Below are 18,613 nucleotides of genomic sequence, written 5' to 3' on the forward strand. Positions count from 1 at the left end.
GTCTCTTTGATCGTGCAGGGCAAGGTAGTACGCCCGCTGGGGGCGTACCGTAGGTTCAGATCAGGCGAGGGCGAGGCGGCGCTTGGAGCGAACACCGTCCAGGCTGAGGGCGCCGCCGCCGAATGCACCGATCTGCAACAGGCCACCGGCGATTGCGATGTTCTTGAGGAAGTGGATCAGCTGGTTCTGGTCGGCAAGATTGTTGTGAAAGACCACAGCCGTCAGGATGGTGAAGCCCGCCATGATGGCTGCCACCCAGCGTGTTCTGTACCCCACCAGCAACAGGCTGGCCAAACCTATCTCAACGCCGATTGCACCCAGGTAGGCCAGGAGTGGAAAGGGCATGCCGGAGGCCCCTATGTAGCCCATGGTTGCCGCAGGCGCTGCCAACTTGCCGATACCGCTGAACAGAAACAGAGTACCTAGCAGCAGACGTCCAACAGTGGCGGTAAAGGCTTGAGAGGAGTTTAGGGTAGTCATGTTCAGTTCTTCCATTAAGGGTTCAAGGGCTTCGCCGAGGTGCCGAAGCGGGTATGGAAGAAAGCTTAATGTCGCCCGTTTAAATGAGTAACTAGGTGAAAAACGAAAAATAGTCACATTTTGGTGGACAATAAACCCGAAGGCTGCTTCTTAAATAGAGCTGCCTGACCTCGGTCAATGAAGTAATACAGTGATAGGCCCACTTGAAAGCAGAAGAACGGCCTAAAAAGCACAATCAATAGCACATACGTTCCAAACACAGCACAACTGTTCAATCTCCGGCGGCGCAATTCGACGACAGTTGTCGTACATCTATTGCAGCTGGAGAGCTACCATGCCAACCGCCATTGCCGCCCCTGGGAAAGGCTTGATTGATCCTTTCAACCACACGTTGATCATGATCGACCATCAGTCACAGATGGCCTTTGCAACCCATTCCATCGATGCAGTGACTTTGCGCAACAACGCAGCGTTAGTAGCCAAGGCCGCCAAGGAATTTCAGGTATCCACCATTCTTACCACGGTCGCCGAAAAAAGCTTTTCCGGCCCGATCTTCGATGAGATCAGTTCTGTATTCCCAGAGGCCTCGGTGATTGACCGGACCAGCATGAATACCTGGGAAGATCCGCGTATTGCCGACCGGGTGAATACGCTCAATAAAGGGCGCCTTGTACTGGCAGGCCTCTGGACATCGGTCTGCATTGTGGGGCCGGCATTGTCAGCGTTGGAGCAGGGGTTTGAGGTGTATGTCATTGCCGATGCCTGTGGCGATGTCTCAACCGAAGCCCATGAATGCGCCATGCAACGCATGATTCAGGCGGGTGCCCGTCCCATGACCTCTCTCCAATATCTGCTTGAACTGCAACGGGACTGGGCACGTAGCGAAACCTACGATCAGACCGTGAAGACGGCCATTGCCCATGGCGGCGGTTATGGCCTGGGTCTGATCTATGCCAAGACCATGTTCAACGCCTCTGAAGGCCACTGAGCAGAGTAGGTGAGGTAAACGCCATGCCCCGGCCATACCCGATCGATCTAGGTCTGCTGTTCCTGCGCGCAAGCGGCGGCTTGCTGCTGCTTTGGGTGCATGGTCTTCCCAAACTCTTACATGTTCAAGAGCAAATACAGCTGATCGAAGACCCTTTGCATCTGGGTGCATGGCCGACGCTGTTGTCGGCCCTGTTTGCCGAGATCGTATGTCCGCTCCTGATCATCGTGGGGTTGGGTACGCGCCTGGCCTGTCTGCCTATTCTGTTCCTGCTGCTGGTGGCACTGGTTGTTGTACACCCCGAATGGACAATGGAGCAGGCTCAGTTTGGCTGGCTGCTAACGATCATCTTCAGCACGCTCGTCATGACCGGTCCGGGCCAACTCTCGGTCGATGCCTGGCGCGAGCATCGCCACGATCGGCGACCCCTGGCAAAGAGGTTCATATGAACGATGTCGATCTCAATCATGTGGTGACCCTGGTCATCCATCACCGAGTGAAGGCCGGCCAGCTCGATACGTACGAGGCGTGGCTGCGGCGCGCAGTGGCAGCTGCCAAGGAGGCGCACGGGCACCTGGGCGTCAATGTAGTCAGACCTCAACAGGCCGGTAGGGGTGTCTTCACGACCGTGGTGCGTTTTGCGAAGGCGGAGCAATTGCAGGACTGGATCAATTCGGACCGCCGTCGCCAGTTGGTCGAGGAGGTGCTGCCGCTACTAGAAGATGGCGACCACCCGCTAGTGCACGCGGATGCTGAGTTCTGGTTTACCCCGCCGCAGCCAGACGTGCAGAAGCCACCCCAGTGGAAGCAGGCGGTACTGACTTTTCTGGTGATCAGCCCCTTGACCATGGTCATCCCACAGCTGTGGCATCCGATATTTCTGCGGTTCCCGGTACTGAGCGGTTTTGTCCCCAGCAATCTGCTGATCACCTTTTGCATTGTGGTGCTGGTGGTCTTTCTCATCATGCCGAACGTGACGCGCTGGTTCGCGGGTTGGCTTAACGCTCAATAAGTAGGCAGGAGTAGCACCATGACGCATACCGTTACCGCCATGCTTGGCCCTGTCCCCTACCGCGTGACTCTGAGTGAGGGGACTCATCGCTGGCTGGCCGATCTGGCGCTACCCGAGACCGGGCACGTCGGCCCTGACCCTCACGAGCTGCTGCTGTCATCGCTGGGCGCGTGTACGGCTATTACGCTTGGACTCTATGCGCAGCGCAAGGGGTGGGTCATTGAGGAAACCCATGTGGTGCTGAACATCCTCTCCGAGGGTGGTACACCACATACCACGCGAATCGAGCGTGACATAGAACTGCTTGGTGCGCTTGATTACGAGCAGCGCCTGCGGCTACTCGATATCGCCAATGCGTGTCCAATCCATAAATTGCTGCGCGGCACGGTGGACATCGAGACGCGCCTGATGGAAGAGGTAGCGGATGATGCCTGAGTTCAGCTTCCTCCGTATTCCAGCCCGCTCTGCTGAGTTGGGGGCCGGCCTGCAGGTAGGCCGGGTTTTACCCACGCGGCAACGCCGTACCATCGGAGCGTGGTGTTTTCTGGATCATGCCGGACCTGCCGTACTGAATAACGGCGCCGGCATGAAAGTCGGACCTCATCCACATATAGGTCTGCAGACCTTTACCTGGATGATTGGAGGGGAAATCCTTCACCGCGACAGTCTCGGTCATGTGCAGCCATTGCGCCCCGGTCAGGTCAATCTGATGACGGCGGGGCAGGGTATCAGTCATACGGAGGAATCGACCTCGCACAACCTGCACGCTGTGCAGTTCTGGATTGCCTTGCCACCGCAGCGGCATGGATGCGCGCCGGGATTTACCCATTATCCCGATTTGCCCAGCTGGCATGCCCAGGGCATGGATATCACGCTGCTGGTTGGCCGTTATGAGGGGAGGCAGTCGCCCGTAGAGGTACATTCCAACCTGCTTTGCCTTGATTTGGCCGCCCCGCAGGGCGGTGCGCTCGATATAACACTTGACCCTTCCCATGAGTACGGACTGCTGATCCTGCAGGGCGAGGCGCGAGTTGCCGGTGAGAGTATCAAGGCCGATGAGCTTATCTATTTGGGCAATGGCCGCTCCTTGCTTGCGCTGGAACTGACCGCCGGAACACAGATGCTCATCCTGGGAGGGGAGCCCCTGGCCCAAACGCCTCTGATCTGGTGGAACTTCGTGGCTTACGACTGGAACAGCATTGCCAGTGCTCGTGCGGACTGGGAGAGCGGCAACGCCCGCTTCGGCACCGTTCACGGTTATGTCGGTGAGCCTTACCAAGCCCCACCTCTAAGTCGATCCGCCAACCCTGTTGCTACACAGCCAACCTGAAGGAGAACATCATGAGCACATTTACAACCCAAGACGGCACCGAAATCTATTACAAGGACTGGGGCAGCGGTAAGCCTGTTCTGTTCAGCCACGGCTGGCCATTGGATGCGGACATGTGGGAATACCAGATGCATTATCTGGCGTCCCGTGGCTATCGCACCATCGCATTCGACCGCCGCGGTTTTGGCCGGTCCAGCCAGCCCTGGACTGGTTATGACTACGACACCTTTGCTGATGATATTCACCAGCTGATCGAGCACCTGGACCTCAAGGACGTAACCCTGGTCGGCTTCTCCATGGGCGGTGGCGACGTGACGCGCTACATCGCCCGTCATGGTACGGCCCGTGTCGCCAAACTGGCGCTGCTGGGTGCTGTGACGCCCTTGTTTATCAAGACAGCTGATCATCCGCAGGGTGTAGATAAAAGCGTGTTCGACGGGATCAAACAAGGCCTGCTTAAAGACCGCGCCCAGTTTATCAGCGACTTCGGCCCGGTGTTCTATGGCACCAGCCGCGACCAGAAAGTCTCAGACGGCGTGATGACCCAGACCCTGAATATTGCCCTGCTGGCTTCCCTGAAAGGCACCGTGGATTGCGTTACGGCGTTCTCTGAAACCGACTTCCGCCCCGACATGGCCAAGGTTGATGTACCCACGCTGGTTATCCATGGTGACGGCGATCAGGTCGTTCCGCTGGAGGCAACCGGCAAGCTGGCCGCGGAAATGATCCAGGGAGCCGAACTCAAGGTATACGAGGGCGCACCCCACGGGTTTGCCGTTACCCATGCCGAGCAGTTGAATGAAGACCTGCTGGCGTTTCTCAACCGCTAAGCCGTTGCCGGCGGGCCTGATACGTCCGCCGGTTCATGGGATGTATGTATGCAAAGGGATCCCGAGAACCCGCGACGCCGCCAGGTCATCGCGAATGCTTCTCTGCTGGGCGCCGCCGGTGCGCTCTGGTCTGCACTGCCTTTTAGCAAAGGCACGGGTTATGTGTTTGGAGGAACCATGCAAGACGCTGATTTGATTCTGCACAACGGTCGTTTTCACACCGTGGATCGTGAAAAGCCCCAGGCCAGCGCCGTTGCCATCAAGGACGGGCGCTTTCTGGCAGTAGGCACCGATGCCGAAGTCATGGCTCATCGTGGCGCTGCGACTCAGGTCATCGACCTGCAACAGCGCACCTCAATCCCCGGTCTCAACGACTCACATCTGCACCTGATCAGAGGGGGCCTCAACTACAATCTCGAGCTGCGCTGGGAAGGCGTGCCCTCGCTGGCCGACGCCTTGCGGATGCTTAAAGCCCAGGCCGAGCGTACGCCAACGCCGCAATGGGTCAGGGTCGTAGGAGGCTGGAACGAGTTCCAGTTTGCCGAGCGCCGTATGCCAACGCTCGATGAGATCAATCAGGCAGCGCCGGATACACCGGTCTTTATTCTACACCTTTATGATCGCGCACTGCTCAACCGGGCTGCCCTGCGTGTGGTGGGCTACACCCGCGATACCCCCAACCCACCAGGGGGCGAGATCCAGCGTGATGCCAACGGTGAACCGACCGGCATGCTGATTGCGCGACCCAACGCCATGATCCTGTACTCAACGTTAGCCAAGGGGCCCAAGCTTCCTCTGGAGTATCAGGTCAACTCCACCCGCCAGTTCATGCGTGAACTCAACCGTCTGGGGCTGACCAGTGCCATCGACGCAGGTGGCGGTTTCCAGAACTACCCGGACGACTATCAGGTCATCCAGGAGTTGGCCGATGCCGGTCAGCTGACGGTGCGCATCGCCTATAACCTGTTTACCCAGAAGCCCAAGGAAGAGCTGGCCGATTTCCGCCACTGGACCGGTAGCGTCCAGTATGGGCAGGGAACCGACTTTTTCCGCCATAACGGGGCAGGGGAAATGCTGGTGTTTTCGGCCGCAGACTTCGAGAACTTCCTTGAGCCACGTCCGGATCTTGCACCAGACATGGAGGCTGAGCTTGAGCCTGTGGTCCGCCATCTGGTCGAGCAACGCTGGCCGTTCCGCCTGCATGCTACCTATGACGAATCCATCTCGCGCATGCTGGATGTATTCGAGCGCGTCAATCGCGATATTCCGTTTAATGGCTTGCCCTGGTTCTTTGACCATGCCGAGACCATCTCCCCGCGCAATATCGAGCGAGTAAAGGCATTGGGCGGCGGCATTGCGATTCAGGATCGCATGGCCTTCCAGGGCGAATACTTTGTTGACCGCTATGGTGCCAAGGCTGCACAGGCGACCCCACCTATCAAGCGCATGCTGGCCGAGGGTATTCCCGTCGGTGCCGGTACGGACGCCACCCGCGTGTCCAGCTACAACCCCTGGACCTCGCTGTACTGGTTGGTCAGCGGCAAGACTGTGGGTGGCATGGCGCTGTATGAGGAGGGTCTGCCCCGCGAGACGGCCCTGCAGCTCTTCACGCAAGGCAGTGCCTGGTTCTCTTCGGAGCAGGGCAAGAAGGGACAGATCAAAGCGGGTCAGTTGGCTGACCTTGCGGTGCTGTCGGCTGACTTCTTCAGCGTAGACGAGGAGGCCATCAAGCATATCGAGTCGCTGCTGACCGTGGTGAACGGCAACGTCGTCTATGGTGCGGGTGAGTTTGATCGCCTGGGCCCTCCGGCTATCCCCGTAGTTCCGGATTGGTCGCCGGTTGCCAAGGTGCCAGGTCACTGGAAACCGTCAGCCCCGCTTCAACAGCAGATGCATCAATGTGTGGGTTCCTGTGGTGTTCACGGCCACAGCCATGAGCGGGCGCGGCAAAAAGCAGTTCCGGTAAGTGATTACGCCGGTTTCTGGGGCGCCTTTGGCTGCTCCTGCTTCAGCTTCTGAGGACCTTGATGTGAGCAGTGCAGCGCCCGTAATGACGACATCTTCCCCCTGGAGTCCCTTACGGCAGGCGACCTTTCGCTGGCTGTGGCTGGCCAGCATCGCCTCCAATATCGGCACCTGGATGCATGAGGTGGGCGCGGGCTGGCTTATGACATCTCTATCGCCCAGTCCACTGGCGATTGCCATGGTTCAGGTGGCAGGCTCGTTACCAATGTTTTTCCTGGCACTGCCCGCTGGTGCGCTGGCGGACATTGTGGACAAGCGGCGCTATCTGATTGGAGTCCAGGTGTGGATGGCAAGCATCGCGCTGCTTTTAACAGCGCTAAGCCTGCTCGAACTTATGTCAGTAGCGATGCTGCTGATCCTGACACTGGCCATGGGCATCGGCACGGCCTTGATGATGCCCGCCTGGTCAGCGGTAACGCCTGAACTGGTGGACAAAGCGGAGTTACCCGCTGCCGTGGCGTTGTCCAGTCTGGGCATGAACGTCGCGCGGGCCATTGGTCCTGCGCTGGCAGGCGTTCTGGTAAGCCTGAGCGGCCCCTGGCTTACCTTTGCCTTGAACGCGGTGTCCTTTCTCGCTGTCATCGCAGCGCTCCTGGCGTGGCGGCGAACTCCCTCGGCTGCGGTATTGCCCGCAGAGCGCCTGTTTGGCGCCGTCCGGGTCGGCCTTCGCTATGCCTATAGTGCCCCTTCGCTACAGGCGGTGCTTGCCCGGACTGCCGCTTTTTTTCTGGGTGCCAGTGCCGGCATGGCCTTGCTACCGCTAATTGTGCGACAAGGATTGCAGGGCAGTGCAGCGGACTATGGCGTGCTGTTGGGATGTATCGGTATCGGTGCGATCGCTGGCGCTGTTGGATTACCCAAGCTCAGGGCCAGGGTACGAGGCGATTTTATTGTCGCAGGCGCCAGCGCAACGTATGCACTGGTATTAGTGGGGCTAGCCTGGATTCACTCCTTTGCTGGGCTGATCCCGGTCATGTTGATCAGCGGCGCCGCGTGGATCGCGGTGCTGTCCAGCCTTCAGGTCGCGGCACAGACCTCGGTACCCGCCTGGGTCAAGGCTCGTGCTCTGGCGGTCTATATTCTGATTTTCTTTGGTACCAGTGCCCTGGGCGCTGCGATGTGGGGGGCGGTTGCCAGCCATTTCTCGCCTAGTCTGGCACTGACTGTAGCCGCCGGTGTATTGCTCGTCGGGATCGTCCTGACTTGGCGCTTTCGCCTGCCCGTCACCCAAAGCGAGGACCTCGCGCCTTCGCTGCACTGGCCGCAGCCGGTGCTGGACCCGAGTCTCGACCGTGAGCGGGGGCCGGTGCTGGTCACGATCGATTATGTCATTGCTGTCGAGCAAGCCCAGGCGTTCCGGCAGGCTATGGTGCCGGTCCGCCATATGCGCCAGCGTAACGGCGCGTTTTCCTGGGGCCTCATGCAGGACAGCGAGAACCCCGAACGCTGGCAGGAGTTCTTCTTCGACGAATCCTGGCTGGCTCATCTGCGCCATCACGGCCGTGTGACTCAAGGCGAGAAACAGATCGAAGCCGCAGCGCGACGTTATCAGACGCCAGGTGTGCCGATCGCCATACGACACCTGTTGAGTAGTAAACCCTGAATTTACCTATTCGTGCCATCGGCGCGAGAGAGACCTGGTTTACCAGGCCCATGATCTGCCCCACAAATGAAAGGATAAAGCCATGACTACGCCCTACAACCGCCTTAACAAAGATGATGCCCTTGTTCTGCTGATCGACCATCAGGCCGGCCTGATTTCCCTGGTCCAGGACTTTACGCCAAACGATTTCAAGAACAACGTGCTGGCCTTGGCCAATAGCGCCAAGTTCTTTGGTCTGCCCACCATTCTGACCACTAGCTTTGAGAACGGCCCGAATGGCCCACTGGTGCCTGAACTGAAAGAGCTGTTCCCGGACGCGCCCTATATCCCACGCCCCGGTCAGATCAATGCCTGGGACAATAGTGATTTCGTCGAGGCTATCAAGGCTACTGGCCGCAAGCAGCTGATCATGGCCGGTGTTGTGACAGACGTCTGCGTAACCTTCCCGGCGCTCTCCGCCATTGCCGAAGGGTTTGATGTGTTTGTTGTCACTGACGCGTCCGGCACGTTTGACCAGACCGTCCAGCAAGCCGCCTGGGCACGCATGAGCGCAGCAGGTGTGCAACTCATGAACTGGTTCAGCGTGGCGTGCGAGCTGCACCGCGACTGGCGTAACGACATCGAAGGGTTGGGTGCGCTGCTCTCTAACCATATCCCCAACTACCGCAACCTGATGACCAGCTACTTCAAGCTGGCCGGCAAGTAATGCCAGGCTGGCCGCCTTACCGGGCGGCCGGCTATAAGGAGCACTCTTGAACCGGAACGACCTACGCAAGGTAGACCTGCAATTGCTGGTCATTTTCGAAACCTTGATGCATGAGCGTAACTTGACCCGGGCGGCTGAAAGACTATTTATGGGCCAACCCGGCGTCAGCGCGGCGCTAATCCGCCTGCGCGAATTCTTCAAGGACCCGCTTCTGGTCCGCAATGGCAAGCACATGGAGCCTACCCCTCGGGCATTGCAGATCCTCGAGCGGTTGCATCCTGCCCTGGATGGCCTGTCCAGCGCCATCAGTGAAGTGCACGATTTCGTCCCGCAGGCCAGCAAGGCGGTGTTTCGCATCGGCATGTCAGACGATGTGGAGTGTGGTCTCCTGCCCGCGCTGCTTGCCCACATCCGTACGGTTGCGCCCGGTTGCGTGCTGGTTGTGCGTAACGCGAACTTTCTGCTGCTGCCGGGTCTTTTGGGTAATGGTGAGGTCTCTATGGGGATCAGCTACACGACTCAACTACCGGCCAATGCCAAATGCCGAACCCTGCGTAAGATCCGTGCCCTGGTTATCCGGTCCGATGACCGTCCGGGACCGCTGACGCTGGAGGATTACTGTGCCAGGCCGCACGTGCTGGTTTCCATGTCGGGAGACCTGTGCGGCAACATTGACAAAGACCTTACCCGGTTAGGGCGCACCCGCCAAGTTGCCTTGGGCGTACCGCATTTCAACGGACTGAACGCTATCCTTGCCAATTCGGACCTGCTGGCTACAGTACCGGATTATGCGGCGTATGCGTTGGCCGCCGGTGGCACGTTACGGGTTGAAGAGCCGCCATTTCCGATCGAGCCGGCCAATCTTTCACTGGTCTGGCGCGCTGCGCAGGATACCGATCCCGGCGAGCGCTGGTTGCGTAACCAGATCGTGCAGTTCATGGGTGCCTCGGTCAATGATTAGCTTTTATCTGTCAGCGTACTGTCCAACAGCGCCACTTGGGTTTGGGATTCTTGAATAAGTAAGCGTAACCGCCTGTACGGGTACTGCTCCCGACAGCGCCTGCGCGCAACTCAAGTGTATGACGATGATACTTATGATCTGGAATGCCGGGCCTCGATTCCGCGAACAATCACAAAGGCAATCAACGCAACGACAAACACGACAAGATACATCCAGGCGATACTTTGTAATGTCTCAATCAACGAGCGATAAATCTCGAGCGTCCAGCGTTCTGAATTAAGCACCAGTACCTGAGCATCCGTAGTCGGCGCGCTGATATAGCGCTCAAGGTCGTAGATTCGCACGCCACCTGAAATACCTACCACAAAGCTGGCGAACGTGATGTATCGATGCCAGGCGCTACTGACGTCATCCTTGATAATTCGGGCCAGGACAGCCTGGGTCGAATGATTGAATAAGGCGACAACAATAGCGGAAGTAATGAATGCAACGACAAAAGTGGCGGCCAGTAAAGAAAAGAACATAGAGCCTCTCGGTTGCTACATATGAAATGGCATGTCCAGGCGGAAACGTGCGCCGCCCAAGGGTGAGGTGTCTGCAGCTAATGTCCCGTTTTGAGTCTCGATCGCTCTGCGGCTGATGGCAAGGCCAAGCCCGAAGCCGCCTGTTGTGCGGTCGCGGCTGCGGTCGAGCCGGTAAAAGGGCTCGAAGATCTTTTCATGCTCTGCCTCCGGGATGCCAATGCCGTCATCTTCAACAGTGATCTGATAACGATCCTGATCCAAAACACTTACGCTCAGGCGGATGCGGTGGTTACAGTAGCGAATGGCATTTCGGATCAGGTTCTGTAATGCTCTGGCTGTCAGACGAGGCTCCAGACTTACCCGCTGTTTCTCCATCGCCATGTCCACCTCCAAGAGGATTCCACGCTGCTCCAGTTCTTCAGCGAACCCTCCAACGATGCTATCGATAAACTCACCCAGATTGAGTTCGACCCGCTCCAACTGAGCGGCCACGCTGTGCAGCCGACTGTAAGACAACAGCTCCAGTACCAGTTCGTCCAGCTCGCGAACGTGACGGGTCATGTCCAGTAGGCGGGTACGAGAGGCTTCTGGAATATCTTCGGACAACGCCAGGGCCAGGCCGAAGTCGAGCCGGGAAAGCGGAGTGCGAAGTTCATGGGATACTGCATTGAGCAGCTCCTGCTGCTGATTGAGCAGGCGCTCGATATCGGTGGCCATCGAGTCGAATACATGGCCCAGCTCGGCAATGTTGGACCGTGAGGAGAGGTGAGCTCGGGCAGACAGGTTTCCCCTGCCCAATGCCGAGGCGGTACGCCTCAGCGATTCCAGATCCCGCCAATGAGGACGTAGCCAGAGCAGCAGACAGGCCAGAAGCGCTGCGCCTGTCAGGACGTTCATGGCCCAGAACAGCAGGTTGATATCCAGCGGAAGGGGGGGACTGGACTCTTCTATGAAATGCTCATTGTCCAGCGGAGCCAGGACCGTATCAGGCAGGCCATACTCACCAAGGCGTATGACCATAAGTCCCTGCTCAAGCTGCTCACGCTCATCCGGGCTCAATCGAGCATTCGCCATTTCTCGAAGACTGACCTCAAGCGGTGCAAAAGAGGTTTTGAGTTCCTTTTCCAACTGATCCCATTCTGTTTTGGGGCGCTCCAGGAATCGTTGCTGGATCAAGGCCATCTGACCTCTGAACTGATCCAGATTCCATGCAACGTAACGATCTTCAGATAATGAAACGACAAGTTTGGGTACTGCATAGTTGGCGAGGCTGAAGGTAACCAGCACCACCAGGTATAAACGGATCAGAACCTTCAGCATGACCGGTACATCCTAGTCTTCCCACTCGGAGCGGCTGAAGAGATAGCCCTTGCCCCAAACTGTTTTGATCTTGCGTGCTTCGCCAGAGGTATCTTCGAATTTGCGGCGCAACTTCGAGATGGCGACATCAATGGAGCGATCGATACCGTTAAACTCGATACCACGTACCTGTTGCAAGAGCTGGTCTCGACTCTGTACTTCACCGGCATGACGAGCCAGGGCTACCAGAAGATCGAATTCGCCTGATGACAGCTCGATCGGCTGGTCCCGCCACTGAACAACCCGTTCGGTTAAATCGATTTCCAGACGACCAAAGGTGACACGCGAAGCATCCTTGCGAACTGTTTCCGGCTGGCTGCGCCGGAGCAGCGTACGAATCCTGGCCAATAGCACCCGTGGTTCACAAGGTTTGGTGACGTAGTCATCCGCCCCCAACTCGAGACCGACCACTTGATCATGACTATCGTCGCGGGCGGTGAGCATGAGAATAGGAAGGCCAGCATGGTCTGCGCGGAGCTGGCGGCACACCTGCAAGCCATCAAGCCCCGGCAGCATAAGATCCAGGATGACCAGATCCGGGTATGTTTTCCGGACATACGCTTGAACCTCGTCGCCCCGGGACAGTATGGAAACCGCGAAGGCATGACGTGTCAGGTAGGTGGCAATCAGTTCAGCCAGGGCGGTATCGTCTTCGACCAGGAGGATGGTAGGCATAGCAGGGCACGCTGAAGGGTTTGAAAGAGCATAAACAAGCCCGACAGCTTCTGTAGCGGTCATTACACTTTTTCACAAATGCCCTACAAGCTTTTACAAAGCCGACAGGGCAGGGCTTTTAGCATGGCGCTGTTCCTGAAGGATGCACACCATGATGCCGCCCGTTAAGTTTTCCCTACGTCCCCTTTGCCTACTGATGTTACTAGCGCTGACAGGATGTGACCGCCCAGCGCCCTCTGCACAGCAAGCACCCGATACGTCTGTCACCGTCGAGACGATCAAACCTCAGCCGCTCAGCTTGTTGACTGAACTCAATGGCCGTTTGGTAGCGCCCCGTGTGGCGGAAGTCAGAGCCCGCGTAGCAGGCGTTCTGCTGCAACGGGTTTACCGTGAGGGAAGCCAGGTCAAGCAAGGCGACGTATTGTTTCGGATTGACCCCGCGCCGCTGCAGGCAGACGTCGACAGCGCCGTGGCAGGCCTGAAAAAAGCCCAGGCCAATCGCTATCAGGCCCATTTGCAGGCCGAGCGTTATTCTGCATTGATCAAGACTCACGCCGTCAGCCAGCAGGACTTCGAAAATGCGCACGCTGCCTTTTTGCAGGCAGAAGCCGAAGTCTCTGCTGCGCAGGCCACGCTCAAACGTGCCCGGCTCAATCTGGGGTATGCCACCGTCACAGCACCCATCTCCGGGCGCATCGGCAAGGCATTGGTCACGGAAGGCGCGTTGGTAGGGCAGGATAGCGCCACACCTCTGGCCATTATTCAGCAGCTCGAGCCTATATATGCCGATGTGACTCAATCCACCCGGCAGATCAACGCGTTGCGCCGTGCGCTGCGGGAGGGGCAGTTACAAACCGTAGGGGAGGATCAGGCCGCCGTAACGCTCGTACAGGATGACGGTACAGCGTACCCAATAGCCGGAAAACTCTTGTTCTCGGATCTTACAGTGGATCAAAGCACAGGGCAGATCACCCTGCGTAGCCAGTTTCCCAATCCGCAGGCTGACTTGCTGCCCGGCAGCTTTGTTCGAGTGCGTCTTGAGCAGGCCAGGAACGAGCGAGGTATCAGTGTTCCGCAGCGGGCCGTTCAGCGCGACTCGGCAGGGCAGGCTAATGTTTTGCTGGTCAACGCTCAGAATCAGGTTGAGGAACGGACGGTCCGTCTTGGCGGTGCCCAGAATGATCGCTGGATCATCGACGAAGGACTGCATGAAGGTGACCGCGTAATCGTTGCAGGCCTGCAATACGTCAGGCCGGGGATGCCTGTCCAGGCAGAAGAGGCAGGAATTACAACCGATGCACCTGCCGACAAGGAAGCCCGATAATGCCAGACTTCTTTATCAGGCGCCCGATATTTGCCTGGGTCGTCGCCCTGTTCATTCTGCTGGCAGGTGTGCTGGCCATTCCCAATCTTCCGGTGGCGCAGTATCCCAATGTTGCGCCCCCCCAGATCGAGATTACCGCAACCTACCCGGGCGCCACGCCGCAAACCCTGGATGAAAGTGTTGTCAGTCTGATCGAGCAGGAGCTTAATGGGGTCAATCACCTGCTCTATTTCTCCTCCAGCAGCAGCCAGGGAATGGCGACGCTTACGGTTACGTTTAAACCAGGCACTGATCCGGAGCTGGGCAAGGTCGATATACAGAACCGCTTGAAAACGATCGAGTCCAGACTGCCCCGAGCGGTTACGCAGCAAGGTCTGGAGATTGAAGAGGTCTCGGCCGGGTTTCTGATGCTGATCACATTGACGTCTACTGATGGACGCCTGGATGAAACCGGCCTGAGCGACTACATGTCGCGTAACGTCGTTAATGAGCTCAAGCGTATCGAAGGGGTAGGCAAGGCCCAGCTGTTTGGTGCCGAGCGCGCCATGCGAATATGGATTGATCCGCAAAAACTGGTAGCTTTCAACCTGACGCCGGCCGATGTTAGCCAGGCGATCAGCGATCAGAATGTGCAAGTGCCAGCCGGTAGTATCGGCGACCTGCCTACCCGCAGCACGCAGGAAATTACCGCAGCCGTACAGGTGAAAGGGCAGCTGTCTACACCTGAGGAATTCTCGGCCATCGTACTCAAAGCCAACGCCGACGGATCGACGGTTACCGTAGGTGATGTCGCACGGGTCGAAGTGGATAGCCAAAGCTATCAGTTCGGGACTCGCCTCAATGGCAAGCCGACCACCGCTGTGGCTATCCAGCTGGCGCCAGGCGGTAATGCGATGAGCACGGCTACCTTGGTCAAAGCCAAGATGAAAGAGCTGTCACACTACTTCCCGGCCGGTGTGAACTACGACATTCCTTACGATACGTCGCCGTTCGTCAAGGTCTCGATCGAAAAGGTGGTTCATACCTTGATCGAAGCCATGGTGCTGGTCTTTGCCGTCATGTTTCTGTTTCTGCAAAACCTCCGTTATACCCTGATACCCGCACTGGTGGTTCCTGTGGCCTTGATGGGGACATTTGCCTGCATGTTGGCCCTAGGATTTTCCATCAACGTGCTCACCATGTTTGGCATGGTATTGGCGATCGGTATCCTGGTGGACGACGCTATTGTCGTCGTTGAGAACGTCGAGCGAATCATGGCGAGCGAAGGCCTGACGCCTCGGGATGCCACGCGAAAAGCCATGACAGAAATTACCGGTGCGATTATCGGAATCACGCTGGTGCTGACGGCCGTATTCATTCCGATGGCATTCATGCCGGGCTCGGTCGGAATCATTTACCAGCAGTTTTCTGTCTCGATGGCGGTTTCGATTCTATTGTCGGCGTTTCTGGCGCTGAGCTTGACACCTGCGCTGTGCGCAACGCTACTCAAGCCGATACCGCACGGTGTACATCACGAGAAGAAAGGATTTTTTGGATGGTTCAACCGACGGTTTGATCATGCCGCGGACGGCTACCAGCGTTGGGTCGTCAATGCCATACACCGTACAGGTCGTTACATGCTGGTCTACGGTGTGCTGCTTGCAGGGCTCATGCTGCTCTTTACTCGCCTGCCGTCTTCGTTTCTGCCTATCGAGGATCAGGGCTTTACCATTACCGATATCCAGCTGCCGCCCGGAGCCAGCCAGAACCGCACGATTGAAATCGCACGGCAGATCGAAGCGCACAATGCTACGGAACCTGGCGTAGCCAATACCACCATGGTGCTGGGCTTCAGCTTTTCCGGCAGCGGGCAGAATGCAGCTCTGGCATTTACCACATTAAAGGATTGGGCCGAACGCCGTGTCGAAGATTCGGCCGACGCCATTGCCGAGCGTGCCAATATGGCATTTGCCGGACTGCAGGATGCCATTGCCTATTCGCTCAGCCCGCCGCCAATCGAAGGGCTTGGGACTTCCAGCGGCTTTGAGCTACGTCTGCAGGACAGAAGCGGAAAAGGATACGAGGCTTTGCAGAAGGCGCGGGATACATTGCTGTCTGCCGCTGCAAAAAGCGCCCTACTGGCAAACGTACGGGAGACCGCGCTGGCCGAAGCGCCACAGGTAGAGGTCAAAGTCGATCGGCTCCAGGCGAACGCTCTGGGTGTCTCGTTCGCCGATATCAGCAACCTGCTTTCGACTGCCATGGGTTCGGCCTACGTGAATGATTTCCCCAACCTGGGCCGCATGCAGCAGGTCATTATTCAGGCCGAAGCCGATTCCCGCCTTCAGGCAGAAGATATCCTCAAGCTTGAGGTGCGTAACACGTCCGGCAAGATGGTACCCCTGGCTGCCTTCTGCGAAGTAGTGTGGACAACGGGACCGGCGCAGTTGACTCGTTACAATGGCTATCCCGCCGTCAGCCTTTCAGGTGAGCCTTCGGAAGGGCACAGTACAGGCGAAGCCATGGACGAAATCCAGCGATTGGTCGATCAGCTGCCTCAGGGTTTTGGTCTGGAATGGACAGGACTTTCACTTCAGGAAAAGACCTCCGGCGCACAAGCTCCCTTATTGCTGGGACTGTCCTTGTTGATTGTCTTTTTGGTTCTGGCCGCGCTTTACGAGAGTTGGTCGATTCCAACAGCCGTTCTGCTGGTCGTACCACTGGGCATCCTGGGTGCCGTAGTCGCAGTCGTCCTGCGGGGCATGCCAAACGATGTGTTCTTCAAGGTTGGGCTCATCACCATCATTGGACTGTCGGCAAAAAATGCGATTCTGATCATCGAGTTTGCCAAGAGTCTTCATGACCAGGGCCATAGCCTATTCCAGGCCACCGTCGAGGCAGCACGTCTGCGTCTGCGTCCGATCGTAATGACCTCGCTTGCATTTATCCTGGGTGTGGTTCCCCTGGCTATTGCGACGGGTGCCAGCTCCGCCAGTCAACAGGCCATTGGCACAAGCGTGATCGGTGGCATGCTGACTGCTACCTTCGCGGTTGTCTTTGTTCCGGTATTTTTTGTGAGCGTCATGCATTGGGTCTCTCGCCTTACCCGCTCGCAAGCCAGAGGAGGGCAGCGCCATGAGTAAGTTGCCTGTTCTTCTACTGGCTGGCCTGCTGGGTGCCTGCTCTTTGGCACCTACCTACGAGCAGCCACCTGCACCCATACCAGCGGACTATCCGGTGGTATCAGCCCCGGTGAACCCAGCTGAAACGGTTCCGGCCTGGCAGGCATTGTTTACAGATCCGCGCCTGCGTCGGCTTATCGAGATTGGGCTAGATCAGAACCGTGACCTGCGTATGGCAGTGCTTCGCGTTGAAGAGGCGCGGGCGCAATACAGAATCCAGCGGGCGGACCTGTTGCCGAATGTGAGCGTAAGCGGCTCGGCAACCCGTCAGCGCTCCCCAGCGCTCGGGCTGGAAAACACCGGTGGGCTACCGGCTCAGGCCGTAAGCAGTGGAAGCCAAGTCACCAATCTGTATACCGTAGGGGTAGGGCTGAGCACGTACGAAGTGGACCTCTTTGGCCGTGTCCGCAATCTTCGAGATGCAGCCTTGGGTGAATATCTGGCGTTGCAGCAGACGCGACGTTCGGTTGAGCTATCACTGATTGCTGAAATCGCTACGGCCTATACCAACCAGTGTGCCCTGCGCGAGAGAATAGCCATAACCCGGCAGGCCTATGAGAGCCGTCAGCAGAGTCTGGAATTGATTCATCAACGTTTCGATTATGGGATTGGTTCTGAACTGGATATTGCTCAGGCCCAGACCCTGCTAGAGACAACTGCCAGTGATCTTGCCGCATTGGAGCGTAGTATAGGACAGGCGGATAATGCGATGGCTCTCCTGCTCGGTCAACCATTGCCTCATGATCTGCCGCCCGCCCTTTCGCTGGAAAGGCAGGGGTTGGACAAGCCCTTACCCACCGGGCTTCCAGCAGATCTGCTGACCCGCCGACCGGATATACAGGCTGCTGAAGCCCGGCTGAAAGCCAATTACGCCACTATCGGAGCTGCGCGCGCTGCGTTCTTTCCAAGCATCAGTCTCACGGGCAATACCGGTTTTAGCAGCGCAGAACTTTCAGACCTGTTCAACGGCGGTAATCGCTCATGGAGTTTTACGCCTCAGATCAACCTGCCAATTTTCACAGGCGGTCGTAACCGCGCACAGCTTGAGGTCGCGACGCTGCGCAAAGAGATCAGTGTGGCGGAATATGAAAAATCCGTACAGACCGCTTTCAAAGAGGTGTCCGATGAGCTGGTCGCGCGTCAGCCACTTCAGCGTCAGCTCGACGCCCAGGAGCGGCTTCGTGACAGTGCTGCCAGAAGCCTTGTCCTTGCACAGCAACGGTATCAGCAGGGGCTCGATGAGTACCTGACGCAACTGGATAGTCAGCGCACGCTGTATCAGGCTGAAAATACCCTGATAGACGCCAGGCTTCAGCTGGCCTTGTCACAGATCAATCTATTCAAGAGCCTTGGCGGAGGTTGGAGCCGAGACCGGCCTTAATCAAAGTAATGCATGTCTTCTGATGCTCCTTTGGATGGAAGACATGCCCTCAGGCGCCTACGTGGCGCCTTTTTTATAGATCAGACCATCGGCTGAATTGATCATGATCCCAGCCATGCAGTTCGCCCCTGCGGTCAGCCGGTGCGCCCTTATTATCTCAAGAGATAATATCCGTCCTGATGTGCGCCGTTATAGCATCCATTCTGCCAGAGCCTTCCGCTTCGGAAGGCAGCCTGCCAATAATAAAAGGATTG

At 57.5% G+C, this 18,613-nt stretch carries 17 protein-coding genes; 13 read left to right on the forward strand and 4 right to left on the reverse strand.

Annotated features, from left to right (window positions below; translation table 11 throughout):
* Nucleotides 1-60: 60 nt before the first annotated feature.
* Nucleotides 61-480 (reverse strand): DoxX family protein, encoded by a 420-nt coding sequence (locus JQR86_RS20640; protein ID WP_434155359.1) that lies wholly within the window; start codon nucleotides 478-480, stop codon nucleotides 61-63.
* Between the two features lie 334 nt (nucleotides 481-814).
* Between JQR86_RS20640 and JQR86_RS20645 the strand changes: the two genes are divergently transcribed.
* From JQR86_RS20645 to JQR86_RS20690, 10 genes are all read left to right on the forward strand, one after another.
* Nucleotides 815-1,468 (forward strand): hydrolase, encoded by a 654-nt coding sequence (locus tag JQR86_RS20645; RefSeq protein ID WP_407363787.1) that lies wholly within the window; start codon nucleotides 815-817, stop codon nucleotides 1,466-1,468.
* Between the two features lie 23 nt (nucleotides 1,469-1,491).
* Nucleotides 1,492-1,917, forward strand: coding sequence for a DoxX family protein (locus JQR86_RS20650; RefSeq protein WP_312271657.1), 426 nt, complete (start codon nucleotides 1,492-1,494; stop codon nucleotides 1,915-1,917).
* Nucleotides 1,914-2,480: an antibiotic biosynthesis monooxygenase gene (locus JQR86_RS20655; protein ID WP_312271656.1), complete on the forward strand. Its 567-nt coding sequence runs from the start codon at nucleotides 1,914-1,916 to the stop codon at nucleotides 2,478-2,480. The genes JQR86_RS20650 and JQR86_RS20655 overlap by 4 nt, the downstream gene beginning before the upstream one ends.
* An 18-nt stretch (nucleotides 2,481-2,498) precedes the next feature.
* A complete protein-coding gene (locus tag JQR86_RS20660; protein WP_312271655.1) occupies nucleotides 2,499-2,915 on the forward strand; it encodes an OsmC family protein in 417 nt (138 codons plus the stop codon).
* Nucleotides 2,905-3,810 carry a pirin family protein gene (locus tag JQR86_RS20665; protein ID WP_434155361.1) on the forward strand — a complete coding sequence of 302 codons (906 nt, stop codon included), beginning with the start codon at nucleotides 2,905-2,907 and terminating at the stop codon, nucleotides 3,808-3,810. Before JQR86_RS20660 ends, JQR86_RS20665 begins: the two co-directional genes overlap by 11 nt.
* Nucleotides 3,811-3,821: 11 nt before the next feature.
* On the forward strand, nucleotides 3,822-4,640 hold the full coding sequence (locus JQR86_RS20670; protein ID WP_404628498.1) for an alpha/beta fold hydrolase: 819 nt from the start codon (nucleotides 3,822-3,824) through the stop codon (nucleotides 4,638-4,640).
* A gap of 177 nt (nucleotides 4,641-4,817) precedes the next feature.
* Nucleotides 4,818-6,659, forward strand: a complete 1,842-nt coding sequence (locus JQR86_RS20675) for an amidohydrolase (protein WP_434155469.1) — start codon at nucleotides 4,818-4,820, stop codon at nucleotides 6,657-6,659.
* Between the two features lie 31 nt (nucleotides 6,660-6,690).
* Nucleotides 6,691-8,268, forward strand: coding sequence for an MFS transporter (locus JQR86_RS20680; protein WP_434155362.1), 1,578 nt, complete (start codon nucleotides 6,691-6,693; stop codon nucleotides 8,266-8,268).
* 82 nt (nucleotides 8,269-8,350) lie between these two features.
* Entirely contained in the window at nucleotides 8,351-8,974 is a 624-nt protein-coding gene (gene ycaC, locus JQR86_RS20685; RefSeq protein WP_219652179.1) for an isochorismate family cysteine hydrolase YcaC, read from the forward strand.
* Between the two features lie 46 nt (nucleotides 8,975-9,020).
* Entirely contained in the window at nucleotides 9,021-9,935 is a 915-nt protein-coding gene (locus JQR86_RS20690; protein ID WP_434155363.1) for a LysR family transcriptional regulator, read from the forward strand.
* A gap of 131 nt (nucleotides 9,936-10,066) precedes the next feature.
* Here the strand turns inward: JQR86_RS20690 and JQR86_RS20695 are convergent, their stop codons facing one another.
* Genes JQR86_RS20695 through JQR86_RS20705 form a run of 3 tightly spaced genes read right to left on the reverse strand, consistent with a single transcriptional unit; the run spans nucleotide 10,067 to nucleotide 12,493 of the window.
* Nucleotides 10,067-10,459 (reverse strand): hypothetical protein, encoded by a 393-nt coding sequence (locus JQR86_RS20695; protein ID WP_434155364.1) that lies wholly within the window; start codon nucleotides 10,457-10,459, stop codon nucleotides 10,067-10,069.
* A 15-nt stretch (nucleotides 10,460-10,474) separates the two neighbouring features.
* Nucleotides 10,475-11,779 (reverse strand): ATP-binding protein, encoded by a 1,305-nt coding sequence (locus tag JQR86_RS20700; RefSeq protein ID WP_434155365.1) that lies wholly within the window; start codon nucleotides 11,777-11,779, stop codon nucleotides 10,475-10,477.
* Between the two features lie 12 nt (nucleotides 11,780-11,791).
* The gene (locus tag JQR86_RS20705) at nucleotides 11,792-12,493 is read right to left on the reverse strand and encodes a response regulator transcription factor (RefSeq protein WP_312602148.1); all 702 of its coding nucleotides are present in this window, start codon (nucleotides 12,491-12,493) and stop codon (nucleotides 11,792-11,794) included.
* Nucleotides 12,494-12,644: 151 nt separating this feature from the next.
* Here JQR86_RS20705 and JQR86_RS20710 point away from each other — a divergent pair, with 151 nt between their 5' ends.
* Genes JQR86_RS20710 through JQR86_RS20720 form a run of 3 tightly spaced genes read left to right on the forward strand, consistent with a single transcriptional unit; the run spans nucleotide 12,645 to nucleotide 18,359 of the window.
* Nucleotides 12,645-13,817 (forward strand): efflux RND transporter periplasmic adaptor subunit, encoded by a 1,173-nt coding sequence (locus tag JQR86_RS20710; RefSeq protein WP_434155367.1) that lies wholly within the window; start codon nucleotides 12,645-12,647, stop codon nucleotides 13,815-13,817.
* Nucleotides 13,817-16,939 (forward strand): multidrug efflux RND transporter permease subunit, encoded by a 3,123-nt coding sequence (locus tag JQR86_RS20715; protein WP_434155369.1) that lies wholly within the window; start codon nucleotides 13,817-13,819, stop codon nucleotides 16,937-16,939. The genes JQR86_RS20710 and JQR86_RS20715 overlap by 1 nt, the downstream gene beginning before the upstream one ends.
* Entirely contained in the window at nucleotides 16,932-18,359 is a 1,428-nt protein-coding gene (locus JQR86_RS20720) for an efflux transporter outer membrane subunit (protein ID WP_434155370.1), read from the forward strand. Before JQR86_RS20715 ends, JQR86_RS20720 begins: the two co-directional genes overlap by 8 nt.
* Nucleotides 18,360-18,613: the final 254 nt, after the last annotated feature.

The organism is Pseudomonas sp. JZ134 (genome assembly GCF_051027695.1).
Taxonomy (GTDB): Bacteria; Pseudomonadota; Gammaproteobacteria; order Pseudomonadales; family Pseudomonadaceae; genus Chryseomonas; species Chryseomonas luteola.